Raw genomic sequence first — 26,695 nt, 5'->3', positions numbered from 1 at the left:
AGGCGATTGCTTTGAATACAACAAGGATGCGGGGCTTTTTGTCTGCCCTCAAGGACATATGGCTGTTCGAAAAGCTCGGACGGGTAAGAAAAATCAGAATAGTAATCAGGTTATTACCCATTACTTTGATGTGGAAAAATGTAAGATTTGCCCTAGTAAAGAGGGCTGTTATAAAGAAGGTGCACAGACTAAGACCTATTCCGTTACGATTAAGAGTCATGAGCATCTTTTTCAAAAACGATTCCAGGAAACACCTTACTTCAAAGAAATGGCAAGAAACCGTTACAAGATTGAAGCTAAAAATGCGGAATTGAAACAAAGACATGGTCTTGATGTCGCCAGAGCATCAGGTCTTTTCAACATGGAATTACAAGCAGCCACCACCATATTTGTAGTCAATATGAAGCGAATTATGACCTTAATAGACCAAAAGGAAGAGTAGAAAAATAGGAATTCTCCCAATCATTCAGGAGAATTCCTATTTTTTTTTATAAGGGTCGGAGTAACTGGAGACTTTTTCAGTGGGCTCGTTTTTGCCCAGCCTCTTTATTTTATAATACCAAAGAAACCGTCCTTTAAAATGGTCCTAGTGCCTTTACTCGCTCTCTAATTTCTTGGCTCGTGAACAAAGGACCCGTTGGGGTCCTAATTCGCTATCTGGTTTTCAAGCTCATGAAAAAATGGTCTTAGTGCCGTTACTCGCTCTCTAATTTCTCAGCTCGTGAACAAAGGACCCGTCGGGGTCCTAATTCGCTCCATTGTTTTCAAGCTCATGAAAAAATGGTCCACCGGACCATTACTCGTTTTCCAATTTCCGGACTCGTGAAAAAATGGTCCACTGGACCATTTTTTTAATACATATCCAAATAGTTGTCGATTTCCCATTGGGAAACGTAAGTTGCGTAGCTTGCCCATTCAATTTTCTTGGCTTCTACAAAGTTAGTATAGATATGGTCACCCAAGGCTGCTCGAACGACTTTATCTTTACGAAGTGCCTTCAAGGCATTGTGAAGAGTTGATGGAAGATCTGTAATACCAGCTTCACGACGCTCCTCATCAGACATGGCATAAATATTAGATTCAACTGGCGCTGGAGCTTCAATTTTATTTTCAATTCCTGACAAACCAACTTCTAAGAGCACTGCCATAGCCAAATATGGGTTTGCTGTTGGGTCTACAGAACGCAACTCCAAGCGAGTTCCCATTCCGCGTGATGCAGGTACGCGAACCAATGGTGAGCGGTTTTTACCAGCCCAAGCAATATACACAGGAGCTTCAAAGCCTGGAACCAAACGCTTGTAAGAGTTCACTGTCGGGTTTGTAATAGCAGTATAGTTATAAGCATGCTTAATCAAACCACCAAGGAAATGGTAAGCAGTTTGAGACAGCTGCATACCGCGAGGATCTTCTGGATCAAAGAAGGCATTATTCCCATCCTTATCAAAGAGTGACATGTTGCAGTGCATACCTGAGCCAGCAATACCAAACTTAGGCTTGGCCATAAATGTCGCATACATACCATGCTTACGAGCAATTGTTTTAACAACTAACTTGAAGATTTGAATATTGTCACAAGCTTTTAAGACATCCGCATATTTGAAGTCAATTTCATGCTGACCTACTGCCACTTCGTGATGGCTCGCTTCAACTTCAAAGCCCATCTCTGTCAAGACATTGACGATTTCGCGACGTGTATTATCAGCCAAGTCCGTTGGTGCGAGGTCAAAGTAACCACCTTTATCATTTACTTCAAGCGTTGGATTTCCTTGTTCGTCCATCTTAAAGAGGAAGAATTCTGGTTCTGGACCAAGGTTGAATGAAGAGAAACCTGCCTCTTCCATGTGACGAAGCGATTTCTTCAAATTTCCACGTGGGTCACCAGCAAAAGGCTTAGCATCTGTTGTATAAATATCACAAATCAAGCCAGCTACACGGCCATTTTCATCACCCCAAGGGAAGATAGTCCATGTATCCAAGTCTGGGTAAAGATACATATCTGATTCATTGATACGAACAAATCCTTCAATAGATGAACCATCAAACATGACCTTATTTGACAAAACCTTTTCGACCTGCTCATCAGTTGCTGGAATTTCTACGTTTTTCATCACTCCCATGATGTCTGTAAACATAAGACGTAGGAAGGTAACGTTTTTCTCTTTGATATCGCGCTTGATATCTGCCACTGTGAATGTCATTATTTTTCTCCTCTATTTTAAAAGCTAATTACGACGAACGGAAAATGGAACTAGGACTTGAAAATCGTCCCTGACGACTGAATTCATCATGTAAGATACGACGGACATCTTCATCAGTCAAGGTTTTCTGCTGTTTTTGGACCTTAGCTTTCGCTTCCCGATTTGCATATTCCTTCTTAATCGCAGCAATATTCAAACCTTCATCCAAAAAATCCTTGATTTCTAAAAGTAAGTCCATATCATTTAGAGAATACAAGCGACGATTCCCTTCATTGCGATCGGGCTTAATCAAGCCTTGATCTTCATAGTAACGAATTTGACGAGCAGTTAAATCTGTCAACTTCATCACACTACCGATCGGAAAGATGGCTAAGGAACGACGAAACTCTTTTTCTCTCATAACGAACTCCTTTCTGCCTACCATTATAGGAGAATTTTTTTTTGAGGTCAATAGGCGATGTTATATTTTATGACATCATTTATCCTGAAAACGTTTTTTTATAACATTCACATCATAATTAACTAGAATCGCGATGAAAACTCCGATAAAGGTTTCAAACACACGAATAAACACATATTGAATCGTATCACCAGCAGGGATAGACAATGTAATAATTAATAAAGCTGACACTCCACCAATAATTCCCGCTTTATTATTCATCGCCACATTTGTCATAATCGTTAACATGACAAATATCGGAACAAAAACCGCAGTTACCCAAAAATGATCTAAGAATAACCTATCCAAAATAAAGAAAAGTAGCGCATAAAAACCACCAATAGAATTACCCAGAATACGAGAAGCTCCAAAATGGACACTCTGATCGAAGTCTTCTCGTAAACTAAACACAGCCGTCAAAGCCGCAATCTGAATCCCTTGCCACCCCATAAAACCAAACAAAAGAATAACTAGGAAGACTGCCAAACCCGATTTGAACGTCCGCATCCCAAACCGAAATTTCTTTGGATCAAATGTATATTTTTTAAACATACCTCTATTCTAACATGATTTCGGAAAATAGAATAGCAAATACCTGCCCAGCTTTTCTTTTCTCCTAAGCTCGACAGGAAAGGCCTCCTGTTCACACCAGCTTTTCAAAAAATCAATAATCTGCCACTTTAAATCAGCTGCAAGAAGGAACCCAGAAGTAAGATAAACGAATAGACGCTGTAAAAAAACAACGTCTTTTTTTGCATTTTATATTTTGTGCGCAGTAGCTGAATGGCAGTTGTGACCAAGATTCAGCCTTGCGGGGTTCAAATAGTCCAGTGGACTATTTGAAGTTGTCACCCAATAAAAACAAAGTGACAAGCTACGGAATCATTTTTGACAGAAGCTTCGCTTCTTCTATTTCCAACCTCAAAATATCCCCCAGATATTTTGAGCTGACTTACCGCCTATTTTTCAGTAAGAGCTGCAAGCCCTGGCAATACTTTTCACCTTGCTAGACTTTCTAACTCGCTTAGCTTCGTAGAAACTCTACGCGATGCACAAAATGCAACGGAAATCCGTTGCATTTTAGCCTTCAAGTCCATTGAACTTACTTTTCAGTCAAAGCTGCAAGTCCTGGAAGCACTTTACCTTCGAGGAGTTCCATTGATGCACCACCACCAGTTGAGATCCATGAGAACTTGTCTGCACGGCCAAGGTTGATAGCAGCTGCTGCTGAGTCACCACCACCGATGATTGATTTCACGCCTGGTTGTTTCACGATAGCATCCATTACACCGATTGTACCAGCTTGGAAGTCTGGGTTTTCAAATACACCCATAGGACCATTCCAAACAACTGTTTTCGCACCAGTCAAAGCTTCGTCAAACTTAGCGATTGACTTAGGACCGATGTCAAGACCAAGGAAGCCTTCTGAAACTGCTTCGCCTTCTGTATCGCGAACTTCAGTGTATCCAGCAAATGCGTTAGCTTCTTTTGAGTCAACTGGCAAAATCAATTTACCGTTAGCTTTTTCAAGAAGTGCTTTTGCCACATCAAGCTTGTCTTCTTCTACAAGTGAGTTACCGATTTCGATACCTTGAGCTTTGTAGAATGTGTACGTCATACCACCACCGATAAGAACTTTATCAGCTTTTTCAAGAAGGTTCTCGATAACACCGATCTTATCAGATACTTTTGAACCACCAAGGATTGCCACAAAGGGACGTTCTGGAGTTTCAACAGCTTCTTGGATGTATGCAATTTCGTTTTCCAAAAGGAAACCAGCTACTGCTTTTTCTACGTTTGCTGAGATACCAACGTTTGATGCGTGCGCACGGTGTGCAGTACCAAATGCATCGTTAACGAAGATACCGTCACCAAGTGAAGCCCAGTATTTACCAAGTTCTTCGTCGTTTTTAGATTCTTTCTTACCATCAACATCTTCGAAACGAGTGTTTTCAACAAGGAGAACTTGTCCATCTTCCAAAGCATTGATAGCAGCTTCCAATTCAGCACCACGAGTAGCACCAGCGATGAAAGCAACGTCTTGACCCAATTTAGCTGCCAAGTCAGCTGCTACAGGAGCCAATGATTTACCTTCTTTATCAGCTTCTTCTTTCACACGACCAAGGTGAGAGAAAAGAATTGCACGTCCACCTTGCTCAAGAATATACTTGATTGTTGGAAGAGCTGCTGTAATACGGTTATCGTTAGTGATAACGCCATCTTTCAAAGGCACGTTGAAGTCCACACGGACAAGAACTTTTTTGCCTTTCAATTCTACATCTTTAACAGTCAATTTTGCCATTAGATAAGAACTCCTTAATTTAAATTTACTCTACCATTGTACCATATTTTCTGTATTTTTTCTTGTATAAAGATATTTTTTTCACAAATGTTATGAAATCTAAAACTATCGCCTCGTAATCAGATTTTTCAAAGTCTAAAATTGCCAAACCAGAAACAACTTATGCCATCCTTGCTTCTTAGCACAAAGAAACATATATATTTCAGCAATCAAAACAAAAAAAAGAGGCCGAAGCCTCTTCGATTTTCACTAAGGATTATTTAGCGATTTTTGCGAAGTACTCAAGAGTACGAACAAGTTGTGAAGTGTAAGACATTTCGTTGTCATACCATGAAACAACTTTCACCAATTGTTTGCCGTCAACGTCAAGAACTTTAGTTTGAGTTGCGTCGAACAATGAACCGAATGAGATACCTACGATATCTGAAGAAACGATTTGGTCTTCAGTGTAACCATAAGATTCGTTTGAAGCAGCTTTCATTGCAGCGTTAACTTCTTCAGCAGTAACGTTTTTGTCAAGTACTGCTACCAATTCAGTTACAGAACCTGTTGGAACTGGAACACGTTGTGCAGCACCATCCAATTTACCGTTCAATTCTGGGATTACCAAGCCGATAGCTTTAGCAGCACCAGTTGAGTTAGGAACGATGTTTGCAGCAGCAGCACGAGCACGACGAAGGTCACCACCACGGTGTGGTCCGTCAAGAACCATTTGGTCACCAGTGTAACCGTGGATTGTCGTCATCAAACCTTCAACGATACCGAAGTTGTCATGAAGAGCTTTAGCCATTGGAGCCAAACAGTTTGTAGTACATGAAGCACCTGAGATAACTGTTTCAGTACCATCAAGGATGTCGTGGTTAGTGTTAAATACAACAGTCTTAACATCGTTACCACCAGGAGCAGTGATAACAACTTTTTTAGCACCGTTAGCGTGGATGTGTTGCTCAGCTTTTTCTTTAGAAGCAAAGAAACCTGTTGCTTCCAAAACGATATCTACACCGTCAGTAGCCCAGTCAATGTTTCCTGGCTCACGCTCAGCAGAAACTTTAACGAATTTACCGTTAACTTCAAAACCACCATCTTTAACTTCAACAGTACCGTCGAAACGACCTTGAGTTGTGTCATATTTCAACAAGTGTGCAAGCATTGCTGGATCTGTAAGGTCGTTGATACGAGTAACTTCAACACCTTCTACGTTTTGGATACGACGGAAAGCAAGACGACCGATACGTCCGAAACCGTTAATACCAACTTTAACTACCATGAATGATTTCCTCCTTATGAAAATCGAGTTCTTTATTTTAAAAGGCAAGCCTTTTAATCCTTTTGTGAAAATATTAACTTGTAAGCCTACAAGCATCTTTTCAACGTTTTTATTATATAACTATTTACCGAAAATTGCAAGAGTTTGCATACTTTAATGCAGGAACTTACATAGAAAAAGGCAGCCGAAGCTGCCTGGGTTAGCAATTATGCATTGCCACCATTTTTCTTAATGATTTCATCTTGTACAGATTTTGGTACATCTTCGTAGTGGTCAAATACCATCATGAAGGTACCGCGACCTTGTGTTGCTGAACGAAGTACAGTTGCGTAACCGAACATTTCAGCAAGTGGCACATACGCACGAACGATTTGTGTGTTACCACGAGCTTCCATACCGTCAACGCGACCACGACGTGCTGTCACGTGACCCATAACGTCACCAAGGTTATCTTCTGGTGCAGTGATGGTTACAAGCATCATTGGCTCAAGGATAGTTGGTTGAGCTGTTTTCGCTGCTTCTTTAAGGGCAAGAGATGCTGCCACTTTGAAGGCTGTTTCAGATGAGTCGACATCGTGGTATGAACCATCGTAAAGCTTAGCTTTAACGTCAACGATTGGGTAACCAGCAAGAACACCGTTAGCCATAGATTCTACGAGACCTTTTTCAACCGCTGGGATGAATTCACGTGGAACCACACCACCGACGATAGCGTTCTCGAACTCGAAACCTTTACCTTCTTCGTTTGGTGTGAATTCGATCCAAACGTCACCAAACTGACCTTTACCACCAGACTGGCGTTTGAAGAAACCACGAGCTTGTGTAGGAGCGCGGAATGTTTCACGGTATGATACTTGAGGAGCACCTACGTTTGCTTCAACCTTGAATTCACGACGCATACGGTCAACAAGGACATCCAAGTGCAACTCACCCATACCAGAGATAACTGTTTCACCAGTTTCAACGTTTGTTTCAACGCGGAATGTTGGATCTTCTTCAGCCAATTTAGAAAGGGCAATACCCATCTTGTCTTGGTCAGCTTTAGACTTAGGCTCAACCATCAATTGGATAACTGGTTCTGGAACGTGGATTGACTCAAGGATGATTTTTGCTTTTTCATCTGTCAATGAGTCACCAGTTGTTGTATCTTTCAAACCAACCGCAGCGGCGATATCACCTGCGTAAACAGTTTCAATTTCTTGACGGCTGTTTGCGTGCATTTGAAGGATACGTCCGATACGTTCACGTTTACCTTTAGAAGTGTTCATTACGTATGAACCGCTGTTAAGGACACCTGAGTAAACACGGAAGAATGTCAAACGACCTACGAATGGGTCAGTCATGATCTTGAAGGCAAGAGCTGCAAATGGCTCTTCATCAGAAGCATGACGTTCTTCTTCAGCATCTGTATCTGGGTTGATACCTTTGATAGCTGGGATATCAATTGGGCTTGGAAGGTAGTCGATAACCGCATCAAGCATCAATTGAACACCTTTGTTCTTGAAGGCAGAACCACACAATACTGGGAAGAATTCAACGTTGATAGTTGCTTTACGGATAGCAGCTTTCAATTCTTCGTTTGTGATTTCTTCACCTTCAAGGTATTTCATCATCAATTCTTCGTCAGTTTCAGCAACTGCTTCAACCAATTTTTCACGGTATTCTTGAGCTTGGTCAAGGTATTCAGCTGGAATATCTTCTTCAAGAATATCTGTACCAAGGTCGTTAGTATAGATTTCAGCTTTCATCTTGATCAAGTCGATGATTCCACGGAACTCATCTTCAGAACCGATTGGCAATTGGATTGGGTGAGCATTTGCTTGAAGACGCTCATGAAGTGTGCTTACTGAGTAAAGGAAGTCAGCACCGATTTTATCCATTTTGTTGGCGAATACGATACGTGGAACACCGTATTCAGTTGCTTGACGCCATACTGTTTCAGTTTGTGGCTCAACACCTGATTGTGAGTCAAGAACAGTTACCGCACCATCAAGAACGCGAAGTGAACGTTGTACTTCGATTGTGAAGTCCACGTGTCCTGGTGTGTCGATGATGTTTACACGGTGGTTGTTCCATTGAGCTGTTGTTGCAGCAGATGTGATTGTGATACCACGCTCTTGCTCTTGCTCCATCCAGTCCATTTGTGATGCACCTTCGTGAGTTTCACCGATTTTGTGGATTTTACCAGTGTAGTAAAGAATACGCTCAGTTGTCGTTGTTTTACCCGCGTCAACGTGCGCCATGATACCGATATTACGAGTTTTTTCTAATGAAAATTCGCGTGCCATGAGGTTTGTTCTCCTATATTTTTAGTTTTATATTTTAATTATACCATATTTTAAGAAAAGCGAGTGGGCAAGTCCCACCCGCTTGATTTCTTACTAATGGTTGAAGTGGTTGAGACAAGCCTCAATCCGGTTTGTGATGGTTGAACGAAGTTCATTCAACTAATTGAGTTCAACTGACAGTTTATGTTAAACGCAGAACTGAACTCGAACGGCCTGCTGGCAACGAAAAAAGATAAATCTCATTGAATGCAAAAGCATTCTGCTTCGATTTCCTATTTTTCGTCGGCAGGCACGTTCTCTGTATCTTAATTTTACCAGCGGAAGTGTGCGAATGCGCGGTTTGCTTCTGCCATTTTGTGGGTGTCTTCACGTTTCTTAACAGCTGCACCTGTGTTGTTTGCTGCATCCATGATTTCTTTCGCAAGGCGATCAATCATAGTGTGCTCACCACGGTTACGAGCGATTGTTACCAACCAACGAAGACCAAGTGTTGTACGACGCTCTGGACGAACTTCAACTGGGACTTGGTAGTTAGAACCACCGACACGACGTGCACGTACTTCAAGTACAGGCATGATGTTTTCCATTGCTGTTTCAAATACTTCAAGTGCATCGTTACCAGTTGCTTCTTTGATTTGATCAAAAGCACCGTAAACGATTGATGCAGCAGTACCACGTTTACCGTCCAACATAACACGGTTAATCAAACGAGTTACCAATTTTGAGTTATACAATGGATCTGGCAATACTTCGCGCTTAGGCGCTTGATTTTTACGACTCATTTATATTTCCCCTTTCTTAGCCTTTTGGACGTTTAGTACCGTATTTAGAACGGCCTTGCTTACGATCGTTAACACCTGCAGTATCAAGTGCACCACGAACGATATGGTAACGTACCCCTGGAAGGTCTTTTACACGTCCACCACGAAGAAGAACCACACTGTGTTCTTGCAAGTTGTGACCGATACCTGGGATGTAAGCAGTAACTTCGATAAGGTTGCTCAAACGTACACGAGCAAATTTACGAAGGGCTGAGTTAGGTTTTTTAGGTGTCATTGTTCCGACACGAGTTGCAACACCGCGTTTTTGTGGTGATGAAACGTTTGTTTGAACTTTTTTACGGCTGTTGTAACCAACGTTCAAAGCTGGTGATTTAGATTTTTCTACTTTAGACTTACGTGGTTTACGTACCAACTGGTTAATTGTAGGCATCTACATTCTCCTGTATATATTTTTTTATTTTTGGTGATAGGGCATTGGTGACAACCCCTATCTGTGTGTACTTTTGCAACATTTGTCAGCACGTCCCTGTACACTTTTGAGAGACCAAAAGTAAAAAGTACCGTCTAATATAGTACCACATCCCAAACCCATTGTCAAATAGATATGTTTGAAATTTTCAAGAAAAAAACACAGCCAATCAGCTGTGTCATTTTGCTATTTCTTAGTAACCCATACCCATTCCATCCATACCTTGTGGCATAGCTGGAGCGGCTGGTTCTGGTTTATTGGCAACGACTGCTTCAGTTGTCAAAATCAAGCTAGCTACAGAAGCCGCATTTTGAAGAGCTGAACGTGTTACTTTAACAGGGTCAATGATACCTGCATCCATCATGTTGACCCACTCGCCTGTCGCTGCGTTAAAGCCAGTGCCTAGTTCTGAATTCTTCAGTTTATCAATGATAACTGAACCCTCATAACCTGCGTTATAGGCAATCTGACGAACTGGTTCTTCCAAGGCACGAAGGACAATATTGCGTCCTGTCTCATCGTCGCCTGTCAATTCCAATTTTGCTACACTATCAATCACATTGACAAGGGCTGTACCACCACCGGCAACGATTCCTTCTTCAACTGCGGCACGTGTTGCGTTGAGGGCATCTTCGATACGGAGTTTCATTTCTTTCAACTCAGTCTCAGTAGCGGCACCGACTTTGATAACTGCAACACCGCCTGACAATTTAGCCAAACGCTCTTGCAATTTCTCACGGTCAAATTCAGAAGTCGTCACTTCAATCTGTGACTTGATAACAGCGACACGGTTGGCAATGGCTTCTGGATTTCCAGCACCTTCAACAATGGTTGTACCATCTTTGTCGACCACAACTTTAGCAGCCTGACCAAGTGCTTCAATGGTCGCATCTTTCAAGTCCAAACCAAGGTCTTCTGTAATCACTGTACCGCCTGTCAAGATAGCGATGTCTTCCAACATAGCTTTGCGACGGTCACCAAAGCCTGGAGCTTTGACTGCAACAACGTTGAAGGTACCACGAATCTTGTTGAGAACAAGAGTAGGAAGAGCTTCGCCATCCACATCGTCAGCAATAATCAAGAGCGGACGACTAGTCTGGAGAATGCTTTCCAAAAGCGGCAAAATATCCTGAATATGAGAAATTTTCTTATCGGTAATCAAGATGAATGGATTTTCAAGCTCAGCCACCATCTTTTCATTATCTGTTACCATGTATTGTGACAGATAACCACGGTCGAACTGCATACCTTCAACCACATCCAATTCTGTCTCCATACCGCGAGATTCCTCAATGGTGATAACACCGTCTGTTCCCACGCGCTCCATAGCTTCTGAAATGTACTCACCAACTTTTTCAGAACGGGAAGATACGGCTGCGACTTGAGCAATCTCAGCTTTATTTGATACAGGACTTGCTTGTGCTTTCAAGGCTTCAACCGCAGTTGCAACTGCTGCTTCAATCCCACGACGGATTCCGATTGGGTTGGCACCGGCAGTTACGTTTTTCAAACCTTCGCGAACAATAGCCTGAGTCAAAACAGTTGCAGTTGTTGTACCGTCACCTGCGATGTCATTTGTTTTTGAAGCCACTTCGGATACCAACTTAGCACCCATATTTTCAAAATGGTCTTCCAACTCGATTTCTTTAGCAATGGTCACACCGTCATTTGTAATGAGTGGTGAACCGTAAGCTTTTTCCAAGACAACATTACGACCTTTTGGACCCAAGGTTACTTTGACCGTATCAGCCAAAATATCGACACCACGGACCATGCTTTCACGTGCATCTGCTGCAAATTTAATTTCTTTTGCCATTTTTCTACCTCTATTCTACAATTGCCAAAATGTCTGCTTCACGGATGATGTGAACGGTTTGGTCCCCATCTTTAACTTCCAATCCTGCGTGAGCATCAATCAAAACAGTATCTCCAACCGCTACCGCTGGGGCAACCAAGTCACCGTTCAAGGTACGAATTCCTTGTCCAATCGCTAGGACACTTGCTTCTTTTGTCTTTTCTTGGCTTGCACCTGCAAGGACAAAGCCACCAACTGTTTGTTCTTTTTCTTCAATTTTTACGACGATACGATCGCCCAATGGTTTTAACATTCTATTACCTCCTGGTCTTTTTAGCACTCTCTACATGCGAGTGCTAACTCACATTTCCTATTGTATCACTTGGTCAAAAATAGTCAAGAAAATTCTATTCCTTTTTCGTGAAAATCCTTCTTAAGTATGAGACAGAATTTACCTATTCATTGTTGGTAAACTATGTTATACTATTTTTAACAAGTTAGGGGGTATTCATGAAATTTTTTAGAGATTTAAAAACAGATTACCTTGAAAGCCGATTTTCATCCCACGAAAGTTTTGCCGAATGGTTTTTAAAACGTAAATTAGGCTTTTGGGGGAAGATGATATTCGCCTATCTGCTCTGGCTAGTATGGATATTTTTCTTTAGTCACCCTCACTACATCATCTTTTTCTTTTATGGCGTTATACTATTGTCACTGATTGTTATGCTAGTAGAATGGTGGAAATACAGAAAATGAACAGCAAAAAACACCAACTTTCGTCGGTGTTTTTTAAGGAGATATGAAAAATATTTAGGATTGACTATAGTATAGCCTACTTTTCAACATTCTTCATCGGTCTTGGGACCGATATTAAAACGGCAATTCCTCCTCTTCCAAGACCAAATCAGCTAGGTCATCGCCAGTATTGTTTTCTCGTATAGCACGTTGGGCACGGCTTTCTAGCAACTGGAAGGTATTGCCCAAGATTTCCGTCACATAGTGATTGCTGCCATCTTTTTCGTATTTACGGGTTCGCAATTCGCCATCAACAGAAATCAGACTGCCCTTGCTACCATAGGAAACAAGTGTTTCCGCCAGTTTTCCCCAGAAAATAACATTGAGAAAATCCGCTTCACGTTCACCATTTTCTGTCTTGAAACGGCGGTTGACTGCGACGGTTACACGAGTCAATTTTTTACCGTTAGGGGTTTGAGTGAGTTCAGGTTGGGCCGTCAAGCGACCGATCAGAATAACTTTATTATACATTTTATATCCTCCTACTTATTTATTCGTAGAAAGTTCATAAAAAGAAAGAAAATCATGGAAGAACTAATAGAAAAATTGCAAACCTCTAAACCATATACCAATGATGAACTGGCTTGGTTGCTGGAAAACATCGGTCATCCAGACCCTACTATACGCGACGAACTGGTTTATGCTAGTTTTTGCCACATCTTTCTAGATGGTTTGATTACAAGAGAACAAGCACAGGAATTACTTCAAGGTTCACAGGACACCAAGCCATTTTCCCTAGAATGCTCCACACTAAAGCGAAGTTTTACTTGCTTACTTTGCTGCCTTTTGCTGTCTGTCGATAATGATTCTGAATCTATTTATCATGCATTTTTAAATGACGAGGACCGCGAGCTACTTTTTCAACAGACCTTGGATTATTTGACGATTGAAAATGACTGGTCTGGCTTTGATGAAAAACTCGGCTGGATTCATACCGCTGCCCACGGAGCAGATTTTCTTCTGGCAGCAAGCTGTCATGAGCAATTTCCCGCTGAAAATAGTAAAAAAGTCTGGCAGGCTATTGTCACTTGTCTAAAGAAACAAAAGCAAGTTTTCTCCGCTGGTGAAGAAATCCGTCTGGCACAGATTCCTGTCTACCTTTTGCTGAATGAGAAAGTAACTAGCCAAGAGCTGACAGAATGGGTGAACGAACTAGACTTTCCCAACCAAGAACCTCTGGACTACTTCCGGTGGCTCAACCTCCAGCATTTCCTGTCCAGTCTCTACTTCCAACTCAATTCACATCAGGTATTAACTGAAGAAATCGGACAGGCTATTGAAAATAGAATTGAAACAGCATAAAAGAATTGGCCATCTGACCAATTCTTCTTTTTCTATCCCTTCCAGTGTTTAGCTGGATTAAAAGCTTCTCCGACCACTGCGGAGTCGTCCAATTCGATAATTCCACGGACTTGTGGTGCGTTTGGCAGAGCCAATTCACGTGGACTACACATCATACCAAAGCTATCTTCACCACGCAATTTCCCTGGGAAAATCAGGCTACCGCTCGGCATCATTGCCCCCGGAAGAGCCACAATGGTTTTCAAGCCTTGGGCAGCATTTGGGGCACCTGCTACGATTTGCACTGTTTTGTCACCGACATTGACCTGACAGATATTGAGGTGGTCGCTGTCTGGATGGGGAACCAATTCCACAATCTGACCGACTACGAACTTTGGTGTCGCATCATTGACCAAGGTTTCTACAAAACCTTCTTTTGCCAACTCTGCATTCAAGGTCGCAACTTGTTCGTCTGTCAGGAAAACCTGACCATTTCCGGCAATCTCAACTAAACTTGATGCTTCAAAAATATTCCAAGCTACTGTTTTTCCTGTTTCCTCTAGGAAAACACGCGCCACCTGACCCTTGCGTTCAAACTGGACAGCTTGCCCCTTGTCCTCAGCCACAATCACCATCAGAACATCGCCAACGTGTTCCTTATTATATGTAAAAATCATTTCTTTTTCATTTCTCCTTTATGCAAATAGACCGGTCAATCCTTTCCATAGATTTTCAAAAAAGGCACCGATTTTTTCTAGAATCCCTGAATCTTGTAGATTCTTATAGGCTTCTGAAATTTGTTGCTCTGCCTGTTGCTTGAACTGGTTGAGCTGGGCAGCTACCTCAGCCGAATCAATGGCAGAGGTTTCCTGATAGGCTTTGGCAAAGGCAACCAATTTCGAAACTTCATCTGCTGTGATGACATTTTCCAAACCGTTATTGGCCAAGACATCGTTAATAATAGTATTGATGTCTGACTCGGAAGCTACCTGACCGTTGGACTGTTTGTAGTCGGCAAGAGCAGTCTTGATTTCCGCTACCGCCTTATCCAAGGCTGAACTATCAAAGTTGGAGTCACCTGTATGGGCTGTTGCCACTTCGTTAACAGTCGTTAATTCTTGTTGGGCTACCTCTGTCCGAGTCGGGTCAACTGTTTCACCATTGGCCGCTAGAGCCTTGTAAACACCTGTCAGAGCAGACTCCCCTGTCACTTTAATCGGCGCTGCCACATCAATCAAGACATCTGACACACCAGCTGTGATAGCTGCATTGGCATATTGGGTCTTGGTAATCAAAGTGATATTCTCTGGTGTCTTAATATCCACCACAACCCCTTTACCTGCATCCTGTTTTTGCACCAATACAGATGAATAAAGAGAGGCTGTATCTGTACCAGATGTACCTAAGTATTGATCCATATCCGTCCCCAACACAATCTGGCGGCTAACCTTATTGACATCCGAAATCCCAAACAAACTATTGACCTCTGTCGCCTGGGCATCTGACAAACCACCACCGTAGACCAGTGTCGGCTTGCCCCATTTTTCATTGATAACATCTGTCTGAATTTCCGCTTGTGCCAGCGATGCCAAACTTAAACTCAATCCCAGCACCACAGGTGCTAGAAGGATTTTTCCTAGTGATTTCTTCATGTTTTTTCCTTTCTTTTGGGAAATGGCAGAGCTTCTCTGCTAATCTATCTACCCAGTCCAGATAAGAAGTTCATGATTTCTTCCTTGGTCTTGCGATTCTTATCGACAAAACGACCGATTTCCTGACCATTTTCCAAAACAACCAGACTTGGAATACCTAAAATAGCCCATTCCTGCGCCAAAGGCATAAAATCATCTCGATCCAGTTGCACAAAACGGAAATCTGGAAAAGCCTCTTCGATAGCTGGCAAATGCGGTTTGATATAGTAGCAATCTCCACACCAAGTCGTCACAAATAGGAAAACAGTTGGCTTGCCATCTTCAATCAAGGCAGCTACTTCTTCAAGATTTGTTGGAAAAATCATCTTTCTTCCTCCCTGTATTGAATAGAACCTTTGGTATTTTCAAATAGAAATACCTGTCCTGCCTCCATCACAACCCCTCCGATAAGAGTGTCTTGATTTGAGGCTGTTTCATCCACATAGACCGTGGCAATCTCTCCTAAATCAGCGAAAAAGTCACGCACCTCCTGCAAGGCCTGTGCTTTTTTACGGTCTTCTTGGATTTTACGGTAAAATTGAGCACTAGCGGTGAGCACACCTGCCCCCAATAAGCCTGCTAGCAAGGCTGTCTTTTTCTTTTTCATGTTGACTATTTTATCATATTTCCTCGGAATTTTCCCAAAAATGCCATTGGACTTGTGACAGCTGAAATGAGCCTTTTGGCGTATTTTCAAGACAAGTCTAGCTCTTCGTGATAAAATAGTAGTAATCATATCATGGAGGAAGAAGAATGACTCTTTTTGAAAAAATTAAAGAAGTTACAGAATTACAAAGTTTACCAGGATTTGAAGGACAGGTTCGCAATCACATCCGCCAGAAAATCACACCGCATGTGGACCGCATTGAAACAGATGGGCTAGGTGGAATTTTTGGTATCAGAGATACAGCTGTTGAAAACGCACCTCGTATCCTAGTAGCCGCTCATATGGATGAAGTCGGCTTTATGATTAGCCAAATCAAGCCAGACGGTACTTTCCGTGTTGTCGAGCTGGGAGGCTGGAATCCTCTGGTCGTATCCAGTCAAGCCTTCACGCTTCAACTACAGGACGGTCGAACCATTCCTGCCATTTCAGGTTCAGTGCCTCCCCATCTTTCTCGTGGGGCTAATGCTCCTGGCATGCCAGCCATTGCTGATATTATTTTCGATGCTGGTTTTGCCAATTATGACGAAGCTTGGGCGTTCGGCGTTCGTCCGGGGGATGTCCTGGTTCCCAAAAATGAAACCATTCTAACAGCCAACGGAAAAAATGTCATTTCTAAGGCTTGGGACAACCGCTTCGGTGTTCTGATGGTGACGGAATTGCTGGAAAGCCTATCCGGTCAATCTTTTCCAAATCAGTTGATTGCTGGGGCAAATGTACAAGAAGAGGTTGGCCTTCGTGGAGCTCATGCTTCTACAACCAAGTTCGATCCAGATATTTTCCTTGCTGTTGATTGCTCGCCAGCTGGAGATATTTATGGTGACCAAGGAAAAATTGGTGACGGAACCCTGCTTCGTTTCTACGATCCAGGTCATATCATGTTAAAAAACATGAAAGACTTCCTCCTCTCAACTGCCGAAGAAGCAGGTGTCAAATTCCAATACTACTGCGGTAAAGGTGGAACAGATGCTGGTGCAGCCCACTTGAAAAATCATGGTGTTCCATCAACAACTATCGGTGTCTGCGCTCGCTATATCCATTCCCATCAAACTCTCTACAGCATGGATGACTTCTTAGAGGCCCAAGCCTTCTTGCAAGCCATCGTTAAAAAGCTAGACCGCTCAACGGTTGATTTGATTAAAAACTATTAAAACAAAAGACTTTGCTAGGTAGAATGCCCGGCAAAGCTTTTTTTCTATATAAACTCTTCTAAAATGTACTTCCTCACATAGGTAATAAAGTAAAGTGAGCCTGTAATCAGGTAGAGTTTTTTGGGATTATCCAAGTCCACCCGCTCCAACCACTCTTGATAGGTCTGCACCCGTCCGTAACCTGACGGATAATCTTCTAGCTGCACCGCTCTGAAATCGTCAAAGATTGTCACGCTAACAGGTCCAAATTGGCTAAGCTGGGACAACATCTGGTCCACTGGCTTAGTATTGATGGCTGCAAAGAGGATTTCAATATCTCTGTCCGCATATTTTTCTTCCAAGAGTTGTGTCAGGACGGTGATACTTTCATTATTGTGGGCTCCGTCAATCATGAGCGTAGGCTTGATCAATTCTAAGCGGCCCGGCCAGATGGCTTGGGACAAGCCCTGGCTAATGGTTTCTTTGGTAATCTTTGGAAAATCAGGTCTGATGAGCTGAGCTGTTGTCACTGCCAAGGCTGCGTTGACCTCTTGGTGATGACCCTGCATCTGTAGCCTTAAATCCTCTACACGGCCGAAAGGGCTTGAAACCGCAAAGCCTGCTCTGCTATTTCCCAAAAGAATCTCCCGCCCTACCGCATAGGTCGGACTCTGAAGCTGACGGGCCTGCTCCTCAAATACTGCCACCACTTCTGGCTGGTCGGTCGCATAGAGGAGGGGAACCCGCTCACGCAAGACAGCAACCTTGTGACGGGCTATGGCGGCGTGGGTCTCTCCCAAAAAAACCTGATGGTCCAAGCCGATAGAAGGGCAAACTACTGCTAGAGGATTAAGGACATTGGTCGCATCCTGCAAACCGCCCATGCCCGCCTCCACCAAGAGAATGTCGGGACGCTGGTAGTGGGCAAAGTAGACAAACATAGCCACTACTACAATCTCAAATTCCGAGATAGCATCCAGCCCTGCCGTCTGATCCAAGTCCTCAATCAAGGGTTGCAAGTCTGTCACAATCCTCGCAAAATCTTCCTTTGAAATCATCTCTTGCTCAAAGACAATCTGCTCTCGAAAATCAATGATAGACGGCGATGTAAAGCGACCGACGGTGTAATCCGAAGACCGTAAGATAGACTGTAAGGCGTTGAGGGTCGAACCCTTGCCATTTGTACCTACGAAGTGAATAGTCGGCACTTGAAGCTGGGGATTGTCCAAGCGCTCCAAGAGCCAGTTGACACGTGCAACCCCGTTTTCTAAATCTGATGCAGGGCGATTCGATAACCACTGACGAGTTTCTTGATAATTCATGATTCCCTCTCTACAAAAGCAGCAACAGGGGGATGACCTGTTGCTAGATACTGTTTTATTTAATACCCATTAACTTGGCCAATTCAGGTATTTTTTGTAAACTTGGCAAGACAAGCATGGTCACGACAATGCGTAATGGAATTTCAAAAATAGCTTTTATGAAACGACTGCTATACAAGACAATCCAAGGTGTTCCAAAATGGAAATGGAGGGCAATCGGTGTCATGATAAAGGAAATCACAACCTGAATCAAGACAACTACACCAGCCACATAGAGCCAATCAGCTTTGTTTTTAATATTCAGCGGCTTCTGATAAAAGAACCAGCCGTAGATAAAAGCAGATACCGCCTCAATCAAAATCCAAGTGAAGAGGACAGTTTGCCCGCTAAACAAGACAAAGACTGGGTCTGAAATAGCCGCAAAAATAGCTGCCCAAATCGGACCAGCAATAGCTCCCAAAATAGTATTGGGAATAAATGTAAACTGGACCTGCAAGGTTTCTGAAATCCGAATGGAGAAATAGTTCTCCACAACCATAACCAAGGCCAAAGTCATAGCAATAGCAGTCAACAACTGCACCGTTAGTTTTGGAATCTTCTTTTCCATAAAAAATGCTCCTTTTTCAAAAAATGGAACTGTCGTGTGTATTCGACAGCGGATGCAATGGTTTACCGCGCTAGTCTCAGCCAGACCCCAATGCTCCTACTCTAGGAGACACCAGATACAAGCAAAGATATAGTCTTTTAGTTTACTTTTAGTACTAGGCAACGAGCCGCAGGCATAACTGGAGTTAGGCAAGGCGAGTTAACGAAGTAATAAAAGAAAAACTAAATGACGATAAGCTTCGTTATGTGGCAACATCCCATCCACATACACTTGACGCAAACCATCTACTCTGTGCAAATTTCTTTGCCAGTCTATTGTATCACACACTATATATTTTGACCACTTGCTAAAAACTATACCTTTCTAAAGATATAAACTATAAGAGAAACAGGCAGTCTCCGACTGCCTGTTAGTTTTTCTTATTTCAAACGTTCAACTTCACGCGCAATGACCAATTCTTCATCCGTTGGAATAACCAAGACACGAACTTTTGATTCTGGCGTTGAAATGTCACCATAGTTGCCAAATACATTTTTTGCTGGGTCCAACTCAATACCAAACCAAGACAAACCTGCAATGACATCATTTCGCATAAGCGGTGCATTTTCACCCATACCTGCCGTGAAGACAATAGCATCCGCACCATTCAGAACCGCAAAGTATTGACCAATGAATTTCTTGATACGGTCGATAAAAATGTTATAAGCCAAAACAGCATCTGGGTTCTTAGCTTCCAAACCTGATTCAATGTCACGCATATCACTTGAATAACCCGATACACCAAGCAAACCTGATTGTTTATTCAGCATGTTCACAACATCCGCAGCATCCTTCAACTCATCAACATTTGCAATCAAGTAAGGAATAATCGCTGGATCAATATCTCCCGAACGAGTACCCATCATTGGACCAGCTAGAGGAGTGAAGCCCATAGAAGTGTCAACTGATTGACCGTGGTAGTTGGCAGTAATAGATACACCATTTCCGATGTGAGCCGTAATCAATTTTAATTCCTCAATCGGACGTCCCAATACTTTTGCTGCCTCATGCGCTACATAATAGTGGCTAGTTCCGTGAGCTCCATACTTACGAACCTTGTGGTCGGTATAGTACTTTTGTGGAATCGGATAAAGATAGGCATGCTTTGGCATCGTAGTGTGAAAGGCTGTATCAAAAACAGCTACATTCAAAACTTCTGGTAGTACTTCCTCAAATGCACGCATTGCTGCTACGTGAGCAGGGTTATGAAGCGGTGCCAAAGCACTTAGTTCTTCAATTTGCTCAATCTCTTTTGGTCCAATAACAGCTGATTCTTTGAAAATCTCTCCACCTGCAACAACACGGTGTCCGATACCAGTAATTTCCTCGTAAGCAGCGATGATGTTGTGTTTAAGCAAGTCTTCTAGGAGAATCTTAACCGCAACCGTATGATTAGGAATATCTAAAACTTCACTTTCTTTCTTCCCATCATACTTAACTGTTGAGATGGAATCATTCAAACCGATACGCTCAACAATCCCTTTTGCTAAGACAGTTTCTTCTGGCATTTGATATAATTGCCATTTTAAACTTGAGCTACCTGCGTTAATCGCAATTGTTTTTGACATAGTGTTCCCCTTTTTAAAGCGTTTTCCTAATTAGTATAACAGATTTTTACTTAAATTGCATTTTCTTGCTTCCAATTTTTGAAATTGACCATGAACTTCTGAATAGCTTCTGGTTCTTGCAAGCTCTGTAAAGGATAGACAAATGGCGCTAGAGGTCTAGCTGCTTTCTTTTGCAAGACAAAAATAGATTTGGCCATAGCAGCTTTTCCAAAGAGACTTGGTGGCAGGGCAATCATGGCAACGATATTGGCCTCTTCCTGTAACCAACCTTTCAACAAATCGCTCTGCGGACTAGTCAAGAGATCATTTGGAGCCAAGAGAATAGCAAAGCCATCTTTTTCCAGATACTTGAGGGACTGTTCCATGAGTAAATGATGGGCATAGGTATGTTCAGTTGGACTGGCAACCTGATAACGGCTAGCAATCTGGTCATCTGGATAGTAGCCAATAGGCAAATCTCCCAAAATTACTTGACTTTCCTTCAAAATCTGCGGACGTACCGCATCGCCCTGAGCAAAAGAAATCTCTGCCTGCATAACATCTGCCATACTTGCCGACAAATCAATCAAGAGGTCATCCACTTCAATCCCCAAGTAGTCCAATTCTTTCTGGCTGGCGTTGAGAATAGTCTGAGCTAGATTGCCTGTCCCCGAACCAATTTCCAGAACCGTCACCTTGGAAGTAGATACCAGTTGATCTACTAGGAAAGAGAGGATAAAGCCGATAGAGTCTGGCGTAAACTGGTGATTATACTGCATAGGCTCTGTCTGATTGGCCTTGATGAGCAGGAATTGGAAAGCACGGCGCCATTCTTCCTTGGTCAAGTTCAAGTCTTTTAAGGCTTGGTTATTGTGGACAATCAAATCTGTTTCATGCTGACCAGCTACGTAAGCAGCATTTTGCTCAATCATGGCATCATAAATATTGGTGCCTAGCTGGTTTTGGATAGTCTGTACGTTTTCTAATAGCAGGTCGTAAGCCTGTTCGATTTTTTCAAAGTTCATACACCTATCTTATCAAAAATTCACCAACTTTGCACCAAAAAGGGAGCGGCTAGCCACTCCCTTCGGGTACTATAGTCGTTTAGTTTGCTTTTAGTACAAGGCAACGAGCTGCAGGCTGTACTGGAGTACGGCAAAGCGAGTTCAAATCACTCCTGTGGAGTGTTTGAAGTTGGAAATAAGGAAACGACGTTTCCTCGCTCGTCGAAGTAATCAAAGATAAACTAAATGACTATATTTTAACCGGAAATTGATAGTGATACTCCCCTCCATTTCTTAGATTCACGTTAACCGATACAGTTCTATTTTTAATATGATAGCTGGCCTGACCCTCCCGAAACAAGACGCTTCCCTCGGTCACTATTGGTGCACTTTCCTCCTTTTTCTTAGAACTCGTTTGATCCGTTTTTTCAGCATTTTCTTGACTCTCTCTAGTTGGTTGTTCCTCCTTTACTTCCTTCTCAACAACAGTCTCACTAGTGACTATTTTATCCTCTTTCTTATCCTCTGTTTGGCTAGCCACCTTTTCATCAACTACTTGACGCTTCTGCAAGTCCTCTTCAACCTGGTCCAAGACCATCTGGGCCATGATGTAGGCCGTCGCTTCTTGTCTTGCCACCTGTACCAAACGACTTTCGGCTTCTTGGCGATGAAGATAAAACTGAAGCAAGAGACTAAAAACAGCCAGCATCAAGAGGGCATAGAACAGGATGCCAGCCTTAACTTTTTTCTTTAAAAGCATAGATAAAGGTCCGCTCCTCCCCATTTTTAAAGCTAAAGTCGATGCGCACCAGCTGGTTTTCTTGGGAAATAGCTGCGCTGTCCACCTGATAGAGCATGGGCTGATAGCCCTGTCCCCTGTCATTTGTTTTCCGAAAATCATCCGACCGTGACTTGCCAAAGGCCAAAGCCTGACCTCCCTTATCAACATAGACCTTGCCATTTTCAACCTTGACCAAGTCAGCCTGGTCCCACTCCGACCGCAATTGACTAGAGAAGACCAACCATTCCTTTTGAATAGTTTGATTTTGATAATGCACCTCTTGAACCAGCAATTTGGACAAACCCTCGAAAACTAAGAGACTACCTGAAAGGATGACTAAGGCTACCAAGCATTCCAAGAGAGTAAAAGCAGGAATTTTACTTTTTAACAACCGACAGAACCTCCTTTCCCTCGTGGAAAACAGTCATCTTATCCGCTGTTCGTTGAACCTGAACTGTAACACCGTTTAAGGCTAGGTTATCTTGCTCGGTCTGAACAGCCATCTGTGCTAGATTGAGAACTTCCTGTTGTTCCAATTCCCAAGCCTGTCGCCTGCGACCTGCATCCACAGCTGACAAAATCAAGCTGCAAATAGTCACCAGGGTCGCAAGGGCAACCAGACTTTCTAGCAAAATATAAGCCTTATTCTTCTGTTTTCTTATAACGACCACTCCCTATATATAATTGATACGTGACCGTCTTTCGACTAAGCCGAAAACGAATCTTGGTCAGAGAAGAATTTCCACCATTTTCTTCAAATGTGATGGTCTTTTCTTCCAATACTTCTACATTTCTGGGTACCTGTACAGTTTGATGACCATTGGTCACTTCCTGTCCGCCAATAGCAAAGTTCACTTTTTGATGGGAACTGGCTGCCAATTTCTGACTGTCTTTATAGATAGCTTCAAATTCCCAGAGAAAAATCTCTTCCTGAACAGACCGAAAGGCTGTCTGCACCGTTCCTGACAAGGAAACAGCTAAGAAACTGACAACAAACAAGGTCAGCAGGCTTTCAAAGAGGGTGAAAGCCTTATTGGTTTGCTTTAAGAGCCTTGTATTCATTGTAGGATTGTGCTTGTTCTTTAGTGATATAATCTGCTGCCTGCAGGTCTGCCACTGTTGCTTCCTTGTCATGTTCCAGTTCATAAAGCTCCATCTGGCTTTCCACTACTTTGACAACAGCCGCATCCCCTTTCTTCTGGACAGCATCCTTTTGCTTACTCAAATTGGGTACAAAGAGGAGCAAGAGCAGGCTAATAATCCCCAAAACGACCAACATTTCCACCAGTGTGAAAGCTTTTACCTTCATTTCAATTAATTTTTTCATTTTATAACTCCATATTTTGATAAATCGGCAGCAACATGGCTGCGTAGATAAGAACGACCATTAAGGCCACAAAGAGAAAGACCAGCGGTTGAATCAGCTGCATGGCTCTATTGACCCGAGAGAAAAAATCCTCCCAACACTCGGCTGCATAAACTGTCAACTCGCTCCCCAACTTGGACTTGACCTGACCATACTCGACAATCAAACTCAGCTCTCGCTTAAAAAAGACGTAAGTCTTGATGTGTTCGTGAAAGCTCTGACCATTGGAAAGCGATTGCTCCAGGTCCTGTCCAATCTCCTGAAAGAGCTGCGATTGCTGCTCCTGCATCAAGCCCACAATCTGCGGCAGGTCCAAGCCTTGCCCAATTAAACTCCCCCACTCCCTGGCGTAATAGGCCGTCAGATAGGTTTGGATGAGTTTTCCGAAAAATGGCAGAGCTGCTAAGCAGGAAAAGACCTTGATTTTGTTAGTTTTGCGAAACCAAAACATACCAGCTAAGACCGCCACCAAACTAAGTCCACAGAGGGATAAAAAGATGGTCGGCAAATGGTTAATTAGCATAGTCGCTGCATTGCCTTCCTCCAACTGGGGCAGAAGATAGTTTTTCAAGCCTAGCATGATCAAAAGCAGAAAACCTAGTAAGATAATCGGATAGGTCGCCACCTCAATCAGTTTTTTACGAACCTTGCTGACATTTTCCAGATAGGACTGGATATGGCTCAAACTCAGGCTGGTATTGCCATGAACTTCTGCCAGAGCCACCTGTGTGACCACCGCATCTGAAAAACGCAAATCTGCTAGCAAACTTGAAAAGGGTTTGCCTGCTAACAGCCCATCTGACAAGACCTGGGTGTAGGGATCTGCCAGAAGCTGACTACGTTTGAGAAAATCAACAATCTCCCCCAAATGAAAACCACTGGCAAAAAGATTATTGAAAAGCTCAATGACCTTACGCTGGCGAACCAAGGGCAATTTTTTCTGTTTCTGCCTGCCGAAGACTGATATGTCCTGCTGCAAAAAGGCGATCAATTTGTTCATTCCACTGGTCTGCGGAATGGTTTTGGTAATTTCCCTTTGCAAAATCTACCACACCTCCTCCCCCGATCAAGCGTTGATAGGCAATGCCTTGAAGGGCATTGTTTAACTCCTCAGGGCTGACCCCCAATTCCAACATACGGGCATAGACACCTGAAATAGACCTTGCATGAACTGTTGAGAAAACGGTAGCTCCCGTCAGACTGGATCGAATGACTGCTCGAGCGGTTTCCGCATCCCGAATTTCACCGATGATGAGCAAGTCTGGCCGATGACGGAGGGACAGTTTAATCAGATTGTCGTAGGTGGCTCCGATGGCTTCATTGAGCTGGAGTTGCAGCATGTCCTCCTGTTTGATTTCGACAGGATCCTCGATGGTCAAAATCTGCTTGTCTGGGAATTTCAGCCTGGCAAGATGGTACATAAGTGTGGTCTTACCAGAGCCGACTGGACCCGAAAAAAGGTAGAGCCCTCGTCCCTTGATTTCTTCTGCAAGCCGCTCGGCCGCCTCAAACCAGAACTTGAGTTCCTTGTCATTGTCATAGAGCAGGCGGATGACCAGACTTTCCTTGCCACGATAATCGCCGACAGTTGATAAGCGAAGCGAAATCTCTCCGCTACCATAATCATAATCACAGGAACCCTGCTGACTACGGCGTTTTTCACCGACATTTAAGCCTGCTAAAAACTTGAAATGGCTGATGATGGCTGTTACTTCCTCCTCAGCCACGTCTTGCACAAACTCTCGCTCATCCATGATGCGATGATAGACTTGGTAACACTCACCTCGGGGAACTAGATAGATGTCACTAACCCTATCTGCCACCGCCTCTTCAATCATCTTTCTTGCTTTTTCTTGAATCATAAAACCTCCTCACCCTATCTATTCGCAAGAAAACTTGATTTTCCATACTTTTTTGTTAAAATAATAAAAAAGTTTGGAGGTTCTTATGAAAAGATTAAAAAAAGGCGACCACATACGCGTAGTCAGCCCCTCTTCATCTATTGAAAGAATTGGTGGTTTTGAAGCCAATCTTGCCGCCAAGGAAAAATTGGAAGAACTGGGCTTCAAACTCTCTTTCTCAGAACATTATTTTGAAAATGATATGTTTTACTCTGCTCCGATTACCAGTCGGGTTGCGGACTTGGAAGCAGCCTTTGCGGATGAGTCAGTCGACGCCATTCTGACAACCATTGGCGGTTTCAACTGTAACGATCTGCTGCCTTATCTGGATTTTGATTTGATTGCACAAAATCCAAAAATTTTCTGCGGTTATTCGGATACGACTGCCCTGCTCAATGCTATCTACGCCAAGACAGGCATGCAAACCTACATGGGTCCAGCTTACTCTAGCTTCAAAATGGAGCAGGGCCAAACCTACCAAACAGAAGCCTGGCTCAAGGCTGTGACACAAGCTTCCTATGACCTGACACCCAGTCCTGAGTGGTCTAGCGATGCTTGGTACTTACTAGACGCCCCTCGCACCTTTTACCCAACTGACTGGAAAGTATACAATCCGGGCCGGGCCTCTGGTATTGCCATAGGCGGAAACATCTCAACCCTCAACCTGCTGACAGGGACGGAGTTTGCTCCCAAGCCGGACAAGTATATTCTCTTTTTGGAGGAGGCGGAGGACGATGATTATCTGATTATCGCTCGTCACTTGACTGCCCTTCTACAAGCCTATCCAAATCCTCAGGCTCTTGTCTTTGGTCGTTTTCCTAAAGAAACCAAGATGACCGAGAAGATTTTGTTGGCGATTTTGGACAAGCACCCTATTCTCAAAACCATCCCTGTTCTCTACGATTTGGACTTTGCCCATACCCAGCCGCTGTTTACCATTACCATCGGTGGACAGGTGGAGCTGGATAGCCAGACCATGACCCTGTATTTTCAGACAACAAAAAGCTCGGACTAGCCGAGCTTTTTC

General features: G+C 43.1%; 31 protein-coding genes and 1 riboswitch. Of the genes, 5 read left to right on the top strand and 26 right to left on the bottom strand.

The genetic code is table 11. The features are described 5' to 3' along the window. Window positions 1-442: transposase (locus ODU55_RS07810; protein WP_398581945.1), on the top strand; the 442-nt coding region annotated here is incomplete at its 5' end. Between the two features lie 409 nt (window positions 443-851). Here ODU55_RS07810 and glnA read toward each other — a convergent pair. The 10 genes from glnA to groES form a co-directional block, all read right to left on the bottom strand. Next, on the bottom strand, window positions 852-2,198 hold the full coding sequence (gene glnA / locus ODU55_RS07805) for a type I glutamate--ammonia ligase (protein ID WP_398582482.1): 1,347 nt from the start codon (window positions 2,196-2,198) through the stop codon (window positions 852-854). Between the two features lie 28 nt (window positions 2,199-2,226). Next, on the bottom strand, window positions 2,227-2,598 hold the full coding sequence (locus tag ODU55_RS07800; protein WP_002940041.1) for a MerR family transcriptional regulator: 372 nt from the start codon (window positions 2,596-2,598) through the stop codon (window positions 2,227-2,229). 75 nt (window positions 2,599-2,673) lie between these two features. Continuing rightward, window positions 2,674-3,189 (bottom strand): aromatic acid exporter family protein, encoded by a 516-nt coding sequence (locus ODU55_RS07795; RefSeq protein ID WP_398582481.1) that lies wholly within the window; start codon window positions 3,187-3,189, stop codon window positions 2,674-2,676. Window positions 3,190-3,739: 550 nt separating this feature from the next. Beyond that, window positions 3,740-4,939 carry a phosphoglycerate kinase gene (locus ODU55_RS07790; protein ID WP_014637337.1) on the bottom strand — a complete coding sequence of 400 codons (1,200 nt, stop codon included), beginning with the start codon at window positions 4,937-4,939 and terminating at the stop codon, window positions 3,740-3,742. 256 nt (window positions 4,940-5,195) lie between these two features. Then, window positions 5,196-6,206 carry a type I glyceraldehyde-3-phosphate dehydrogenase gene (gene gap, locus ODU55_RS07785; RefSeq protein WP_024397990.1) on the bottom strand — a complete coding sequence of 337 codons (1,011 nt, stop codon included), beginning with the start codon at window positions 6,204-6,206 and terminating at the stop codon, window positions 5,196-5,198. Window positions 6,207-6,412: 206 nt separating this feature from the next. Beyond that, on the bottom strand, window positions 6,413-8,494 hold the full coding sequence (fusA, locus tag ODU55_RS07780) for an elongation factor G (RefSeq protein ID WP_398582480.1): 2,082 nt from the start codon (window positions 8,492-8,494) through the stop codon (window positions 6,413-6,415). 311 nt (window positions 8,495-8,805) lie between these two features. Next, a complete protein-coding gene (gene rpsG / locus ODU55_RS07775; protein WP_002940031.1) occupies window positions 8,806-9,276 on the bottom strand; it encodes a 30S ribosomal protein S7 in 471 nt (156 codons plus the stop codon). A 16-nt stretch (window positions 9,277-9,292) separates the two neighbouring features. Continuing rightward, window positions 9,293-9,706, bottom strand: a complete 414-nt coding sequence (gene rpsL / locus ODU55_RS07770) for a 30S ribosomal protein S12 (protein WP_002940030.1) — start codon at window positions 9,704-9,706, stop codon at window positions 9,293-9,295. 232 nt (window positions 9,707-9,938) lie between these two features. Next, window positions 9,939-11,561, bottom strand: a complete 1,623-nt coding sequence (groL, locus tag ODU55_RS07765) for a chaperonin GroEL (protein ID WP_029178039.1) — start codon at window positions 11,559-11,561, stop codon at window positions 9,939-9,941. Window positions 11,562-11,571: 10 nt separating this feature from the next. Next, window positions 11,572-11,853 (bottom strand): co-chaperone GroES, encoded by a 282-nt coding sequence (gene groES / locus ODU55_RS07760; RefSeq protein ID WP_014637330.1) that lies wholly within the window; start codon window positions 11,851-11,853, stop codon window positions 11,572-11,574. A gap of 197 nt (window positions 11,854-12,050) precedes the next feature. On the opposite strand from groES, the gene ODU55_RS07755 reads away from it, so the two are divergent. Continuing rightward, a complete protein-coding gene (locus tag ODU55_RS07755; RefSeq protein ID WP_398582479.1) occupies window positions 12,051-12,296 on the top strand; it encodes a hypothetical protein in 246 nt (81 codons plus the stop codon). Window positions 12,297-12,410: 114 nt separating this feature from the next. On the opposite strand, the gene ODU55_RS07750 is transcribed toward ODU55_RS07755, so the two are convergent. Next, window positions 12,411-12,806, bottom strand: coding sequence for a single-stranded DNA-binding protein (locus ODU55_RS07750; protein ID WP_398582478.1), 396 nt, complete (start codon window positions 12,804-12,806; stop codon window positions 12,411-12,413). 54 nt (window positions 12,807-12,860) lie between these two features. Here ODU55_RS07750 and ODU55_RS07745 point away from each other — a divergent pair, with 54 nt between their 5' ends. Continuing rightward, window positions 12,861-13,637: a DUF2785 domain-containing protein gene (locus tag ODU55_RS07745; protein ID WP_398582477.1), complete on the top strand. Its 777-nt coding sequence runs from the start codon at window positions 12,861-12,863 to the stop codon at window positions 13,635-13,637. A gap of 32 nt (window positions 13,638-13,669) precedes the next feature. Here ODU55_RS07745 and ytpR read toward each other — a convergent pair whose 3' ends face one another. The 4 genes from ytpR to ODU55_RS07725 are packed head-to-tail and all read right to left on the bottom strand — an operon-like array spanning window position 13,670 to window position 15,914. Next, window positions 13,670-14,293, bottom strand: a complete 624-nt coding sequence (ytpR, locus tag ODU55_RS07740) for a YtpR family tRNA-binding protein (protein WP_398582476.1) — start codon at window positions 14,291-14,293, stop codon at window positions 13,670-13,672. Window positions 14,294-14,311: 18 nt separating this feature from the next. After that, window positions 14,312-15,268 carry a DUF1002 domain-containing protein gene (locus ODU55_RS07735; RefSeq protein ID WP_398582475.1) on the bottom strand — a complete coding sequence of 319 codons (957 nt, stop codon included), beginning with the start codon at window positions 15,266-15,268 and terminating at the stop codon, window positions 14,312-14,314. Window positions 15,269-15,312: 44 nt separating this feature from the next. Beyond that, entirely contained in the window at window positions 15,313-15,633 is a 321-nt protein-coding gene (locus tag ODU55_RS07730; protein WP_398582474.1) for a thioredoxin family protein, read from the bottom strand. After that, window positions 15,630-15,914, bottom strand: coding sequence for a DUF4651 domain-containing protein (locus tag ODU55_RS07725; protein ID WP_398582473.1), 285 nt, complete (start codon window positions 15,912-15,914; stop codon window positions 15,630-15,632). Before ODU55_RS07725 ends, ODU55_RS07730 begins: the two co-directional genes overlap by 4 nt. 146 nt (window positions 15,915-16,060) lie before the next feature. Between ODU55_RS07725 and pepA the strand changes: the two genes are divergently transcribed. Then, window positions 16,061-17,122, top strand: a complete 1,062-nt coding sequence (pepA, locus tag ODU55_RS07720) for a glutamyl aminopeptidase (protein ID WP_398582472.1) — start codon at window positions 16,061-16,063, stop codon at window positions 17,120-17,122. A 44-nt stretch (window positions 17,123-17,166) separates the two neighbouring features. Here pepA and ODU55_RS07715 read toward each other — a convergent pair whose 3' ends face one another. The 11 genes from ODU55_RS07715 to comGA all read right to left on the bottom strand — a co-directional run bounded on the left by ODU55_RS07715 (window position 17,167) and on the right by comGA (window position 25,629). Then, entirely contained in the window at window positions 17,167-18,423 is a 1,257-nt protein-coding gene (locus ODU55_RS07715) for a bifunctional folylpolyglutamate synthase/dihydrofolate synthase (RefSeq protein WP_398582471.1), read from the bottom strand. A gap of 55 nt (window positions 18,424-18,478) precedes the next feature. Continuing rightward, window positions 18,479-19,030, bottom strand: a complete 552-nt coding sequence (locus ODU55_RS07710; RefSeq protein ID WP_398582470.1) for a folate family ECF transporter S component — start codon at window positions 19,028-19,030, stop codon at window positions 18,479-18,481. Window positions 19,031-19,074: 44 nt separating this feature from the next. Next, window positions 19,075-19,324, bottom strand: a riboswitch (THF riboswitch). A 125-nt stretch (window positions 19,325-19,449) separates the two neighbouring features. Beyond that, window positions 19,450-20,637 carry an acetate kinase gene (locus ODU55_RS07705; RefSeq protein ID WP_398582469.1) on the bottom strand — a complete coding sequence of 396 codons (1,188 nt, stop codon included), beginning with the start codon at window positions 20,635-20,637 and terminating at the stop codon, window positions 19,450-19,452. Between the two features lie 50 nt (window positions 20,638-20,687). After that, window positions 20,688-21,641: a class I SAM-dependent methyltransferase gene (locus ODU55_RS07700; RefSeq protein WP_398582468.1), complete on the bottom strand. Its 954-nt coding sequence runs from the start codon at window positions 21,639-21,641 to the stop codon at window positions 20,688-20,690. Window positions 21,642-21,870: 229 nt separating this feature from the next. Beyond that, the gene (gene comGG, locus ODU55_RS07695) at window positions 21,871-22,380 is read right to left on the bottom strand and encodes a competence type IV pilus minor pilin ComGG (RefSeq protein ID WP_398582467.1); all 510 of its coding nucleotides are present in this window, start codon (window positions 22,378-22,380) and stop codon (window positions 21,871-21,873) included. Beyond that, complete coding sequence (comGF, locus tag ODU55_RS07690) at window positions 22,358-22,792, bottom strand: competence type IV pilus minor pilin ComGF (protein WP_029186878.1); 435 nt, start codon at window positions 22,790-22,792, stop codon at window positions 22,358-22,360. The genes comGG and comGF overlap by 23 nt, the downstream gene beginning before the upstream one ends. Continuing rightward, window positions 22,779-23,072 (bottom strand): competence type IV pilus minor pilin ComGE, encoded by a 294-nt coding sequence (gene comGE / locus ODU55_RS07685; RefSeq protein WP_398582466.1) that lies wholly within the window; start codon window positions 23,070-23,072, stop codon window positions 22,779-22,781. The genes comGF and comGE overlap by 14 nt, the downstream gene beginning before the upstream one ends. Further along, entirely contained in the window at window positions 23,044-23,463 is a 420-nt protein-coding gene (comGD, locus tag ODU55_RS07680; RefSeq protein ID WP_398582465.1) for a competence type IV pilus minor pilin ComGD, read from the bottom strand. Before comGD ends, comGE begins: the two co-directional genes overlap by 29 nt. Next, window positions 23,432-23,728 carry a competence type IV pilus major pilin ComGC gene (gene comGC, locus ODU55_RS07675; protein ID WP_398582464.1) on the bottom strand — a complete coding sequence of 99 codons (297 nt, stop codon included), beginning with the start codon at window positions 23,726-23,728 and terminating at the stop codon, window positions 23,432-23,434. The genes comGD and comGC overlap by 32 nt, the downstream gene beginning before the upstream one ends. A gap of 1 nt (window position 23,729) precedes the next feature. Continuing rightward, a complete protein-coding gene (gene comGB, locus ODU55_RS07670) occupies window positions 23,730-24,767 on the bottom strand; it encodes a competence type IV pilus assembly protein ComGB (RefSeq protein ID WP_398582463.1) in 1,038 nt (345 codons plus the stop codon). Next, window positions 24,679-25,629 (bottom strand): competence type IV pilus ATPase ComGA, encoded by a 951-nt coding sequence (gene comGA / locus ODU55_RS07665; protein WP_398582462.1) that lies wholly within the window; start codon window positions 25,627-25,629, stop codon window positions 24,679-24,681. Before comGA ends, comGB begins: the two co-directional genes overlap by 89 nt. Before the next feature lie 85 nt (window positions 25,630-25,714). On the opposite strand from comGA, the gene ODU55_RS07660 reads away from it, so the two are divergent. Further along, on the top strand, window positions 25,715-26,683 hold the full coding sequence (locus ODU55_RS07660; protein ID WP_398582461.1) for a S66 peptidase family protein: 969 nt from the start codon (window positions 25,715-25,717) through the stop codon (window positions 26,681-26,683). Window positions 26,684-26,695 lie beyond the last annotated feature (12 nt).

Origin of the sequence: Streptococcus sp. 2022WUSS037 (assembly GCF_044427225.1) — a bacterium.
Classification (GTDB): Bacteria; Bacillota; Bacilli; order Lactobacillales; family Streptococcaceae; genus Streptococcus.
The sequence above is the reverse complement of the archived record's forward strand: the minus strand, read 5'-3'. Positions and strand labels throughout refer to the sequence as shown.

Coding starts and splice junctions, on each gene's coding strand:
- ODU55_RS07730 (WP_398582474.1), bottom strand. CDS start 15,633: ATGATTTTTCCAACAAATCTTGAAGAAGTAGCTGCCTTGATTGAAGAT.
- ODU55_RS07795 (WP_398582481.1), bottom strand. CDS start 3,189: ATGTTTAAAAAATATACATTTGATCCAAAGAAATTTCGGTTTGGGATG.
- rpsG (WP_002940031.1), bottom strand. CDS start 9,276: ATGAGTCGTAAAAATCAAGCGCCTAAGCGCGAAGTATTGCCAGATCCA.
- ODU55_RS07755 (WP_398582479.1), top strand. CDS start 12,051: ATGAAATTTTTTAGAGATTTAAAAACAGATTACCTTGAAAGCCGATTT.
- groES (WP_014637330.1), bottom strand. CDS start 11,853: ATGTTAAAACCATTGGGCGATCGTATCGTCGTAAAAATTGAAGAAAAA.
- ODU55_RS07735 (WP_398582475.1), bottom strand. CDS start 15,268: ATGAAGAAATCACTAGGAAAAATCCTTCTAGCACCTGTGGTGCTGGGA.
- ODU55_RS07710 (WP_398582470.1), bottom strand. CDS start 19,030: ATGGAAAAGAAGATTCCAAAACTAACGGTGCAGTTGTTGACTGCTATT.
- gap (WP_024397990.1), bottom strand. CDS start 6,206: ATGGTAGTTAAAGTTGGTATTAACGGTTTCGGACGTATCGGTCGTCTT.
- ytpR (WP_398582476.1), bottom strand. CDS start 14,293: ATGATTTTTACATATAATAAGGAACACGTTGGCGATGTTCTGATGGTG.
- pepA (WP_398582472.1), top strand. CDS start 16,061: ATGACTCTTTTTGAAAAAATTAAAGAAGTTACAGAATTACAAAGTTTA.
- comGD (WP_398582465.1), bottom strand. CDS start 23,463: ATGAATACAAGGCTCTTAAAGCAAACCAATAAGGCTTTCACCCTCTTT.
- ODU55_RS07800 (WP_002940041.1), bottom strand. CDS start 2,598: ATGAGAGAAAAAGAGTTTCGTCGTTCCTTAGCCATCTTTCCGATCGGT.
- comGB (WP_398582463.1), bottom strand. CDS start 24,767: ATGAACAAATTGATCGCCTTTTTGCAGCAGGACATATCAGTCTTCGGC.
- ODU55_RS07790 (WP_014637337.1), bottom strand. CDS start 4,939: ATGGCAAAATTGACTGTTAAAGATGTAGAATTGAAAGGCAAAAAAGTT.
- ODU55_RS07725 (WP_398582473.1), bottom strand. CDS start 15,914: ATGAAAAAGAAAAAGACAGCCTTGCTAGCAGGCTTATTGGGGGCAGGT.
- comGG (WP_398582467.1), bottom strand. CDS start 22,380: ATGCTTTTAAAGAAAAAAGTTAAGGCTGGCATCCTGTTCTATGCCCTC.
- groL (WP_029178039.1), bottom strand. CDS start 11,561: ATGGCAAAAGAAATTAAATTTGCAGCAGATGCACGTGAAAGCATGGTC.
- ODU55_RS07660 (WP_398582461.1), top strand. CDS start 25,715: ATGAAAAGATTAAAAAAAGGCGACCACATACGCGTAGTCAGCCCCTCT.
- ODU55_RS07700 (WP_398582468.1), bottom strand. CDS start 21,641: ATGAACTTTGAAAAAATCGAACAGGCTTACGACCTGCTATTAGAAAAC.
- comGA (WP_398582462.1), bottom strand. CDS start 25,629: ATGATTCAAGAAAAAGCAAGAAAGATGATTGAAGAGGCGGTGGCAGAT.
- rpsL (WP_002940030.1), bottom strand. CDS start 9,706: ATGCCTACAATTAACCAGTTGGTACGTAAACCACGTAAGTCTAAAGTA.
- ODU55_RS07745 (WP_398582477.1), top strand. CDS start 12,861: ATGGAAGAACTAATAGAAAAATTGCAAACCTCTAAACCATATACCAAT.
- ODU55_RS07705 (WP_398582469.1), bottom strand. CDS start 20,637: ATGTCAAAAACAATTGCGATTAACGCAGGTAGCTCAAGTTTAAAATGG.
- ODU55_RS07715 (WP_398582471.1), bottom strand. CDS start 18,423: ATGAATTATCAAGAAACTCGTCAGTGGTTATCGAATCGCCCTGCATCA.
- comGC (WP_398582464.1), bottom strand. CDS start 23,728: ATGAAAAAATTAATTGAAATGAAGGTAAAAGCTTTCACACTGGTGGAA.
- ODU55_RS07750 (WP_398582478.1), bottom strand. CDS start 12,806: ATGTATAATAAAGTTATTCTGATCGGTCGCTTGACGGCCCAACCTGAA.
- glnA (WP_398582482.1), bottom strand. CDS start 2,198: ATGACATTCACAGTGGCAGATATCAAGCGCGATATCAAAGAGAAAAAC.
- fusA (WP_398582480.1), bottom strand. CDS start 8,494: ATGGCACGCGAATTTTCATTAGAAAAAACTCGTAATATCGGTATCATG.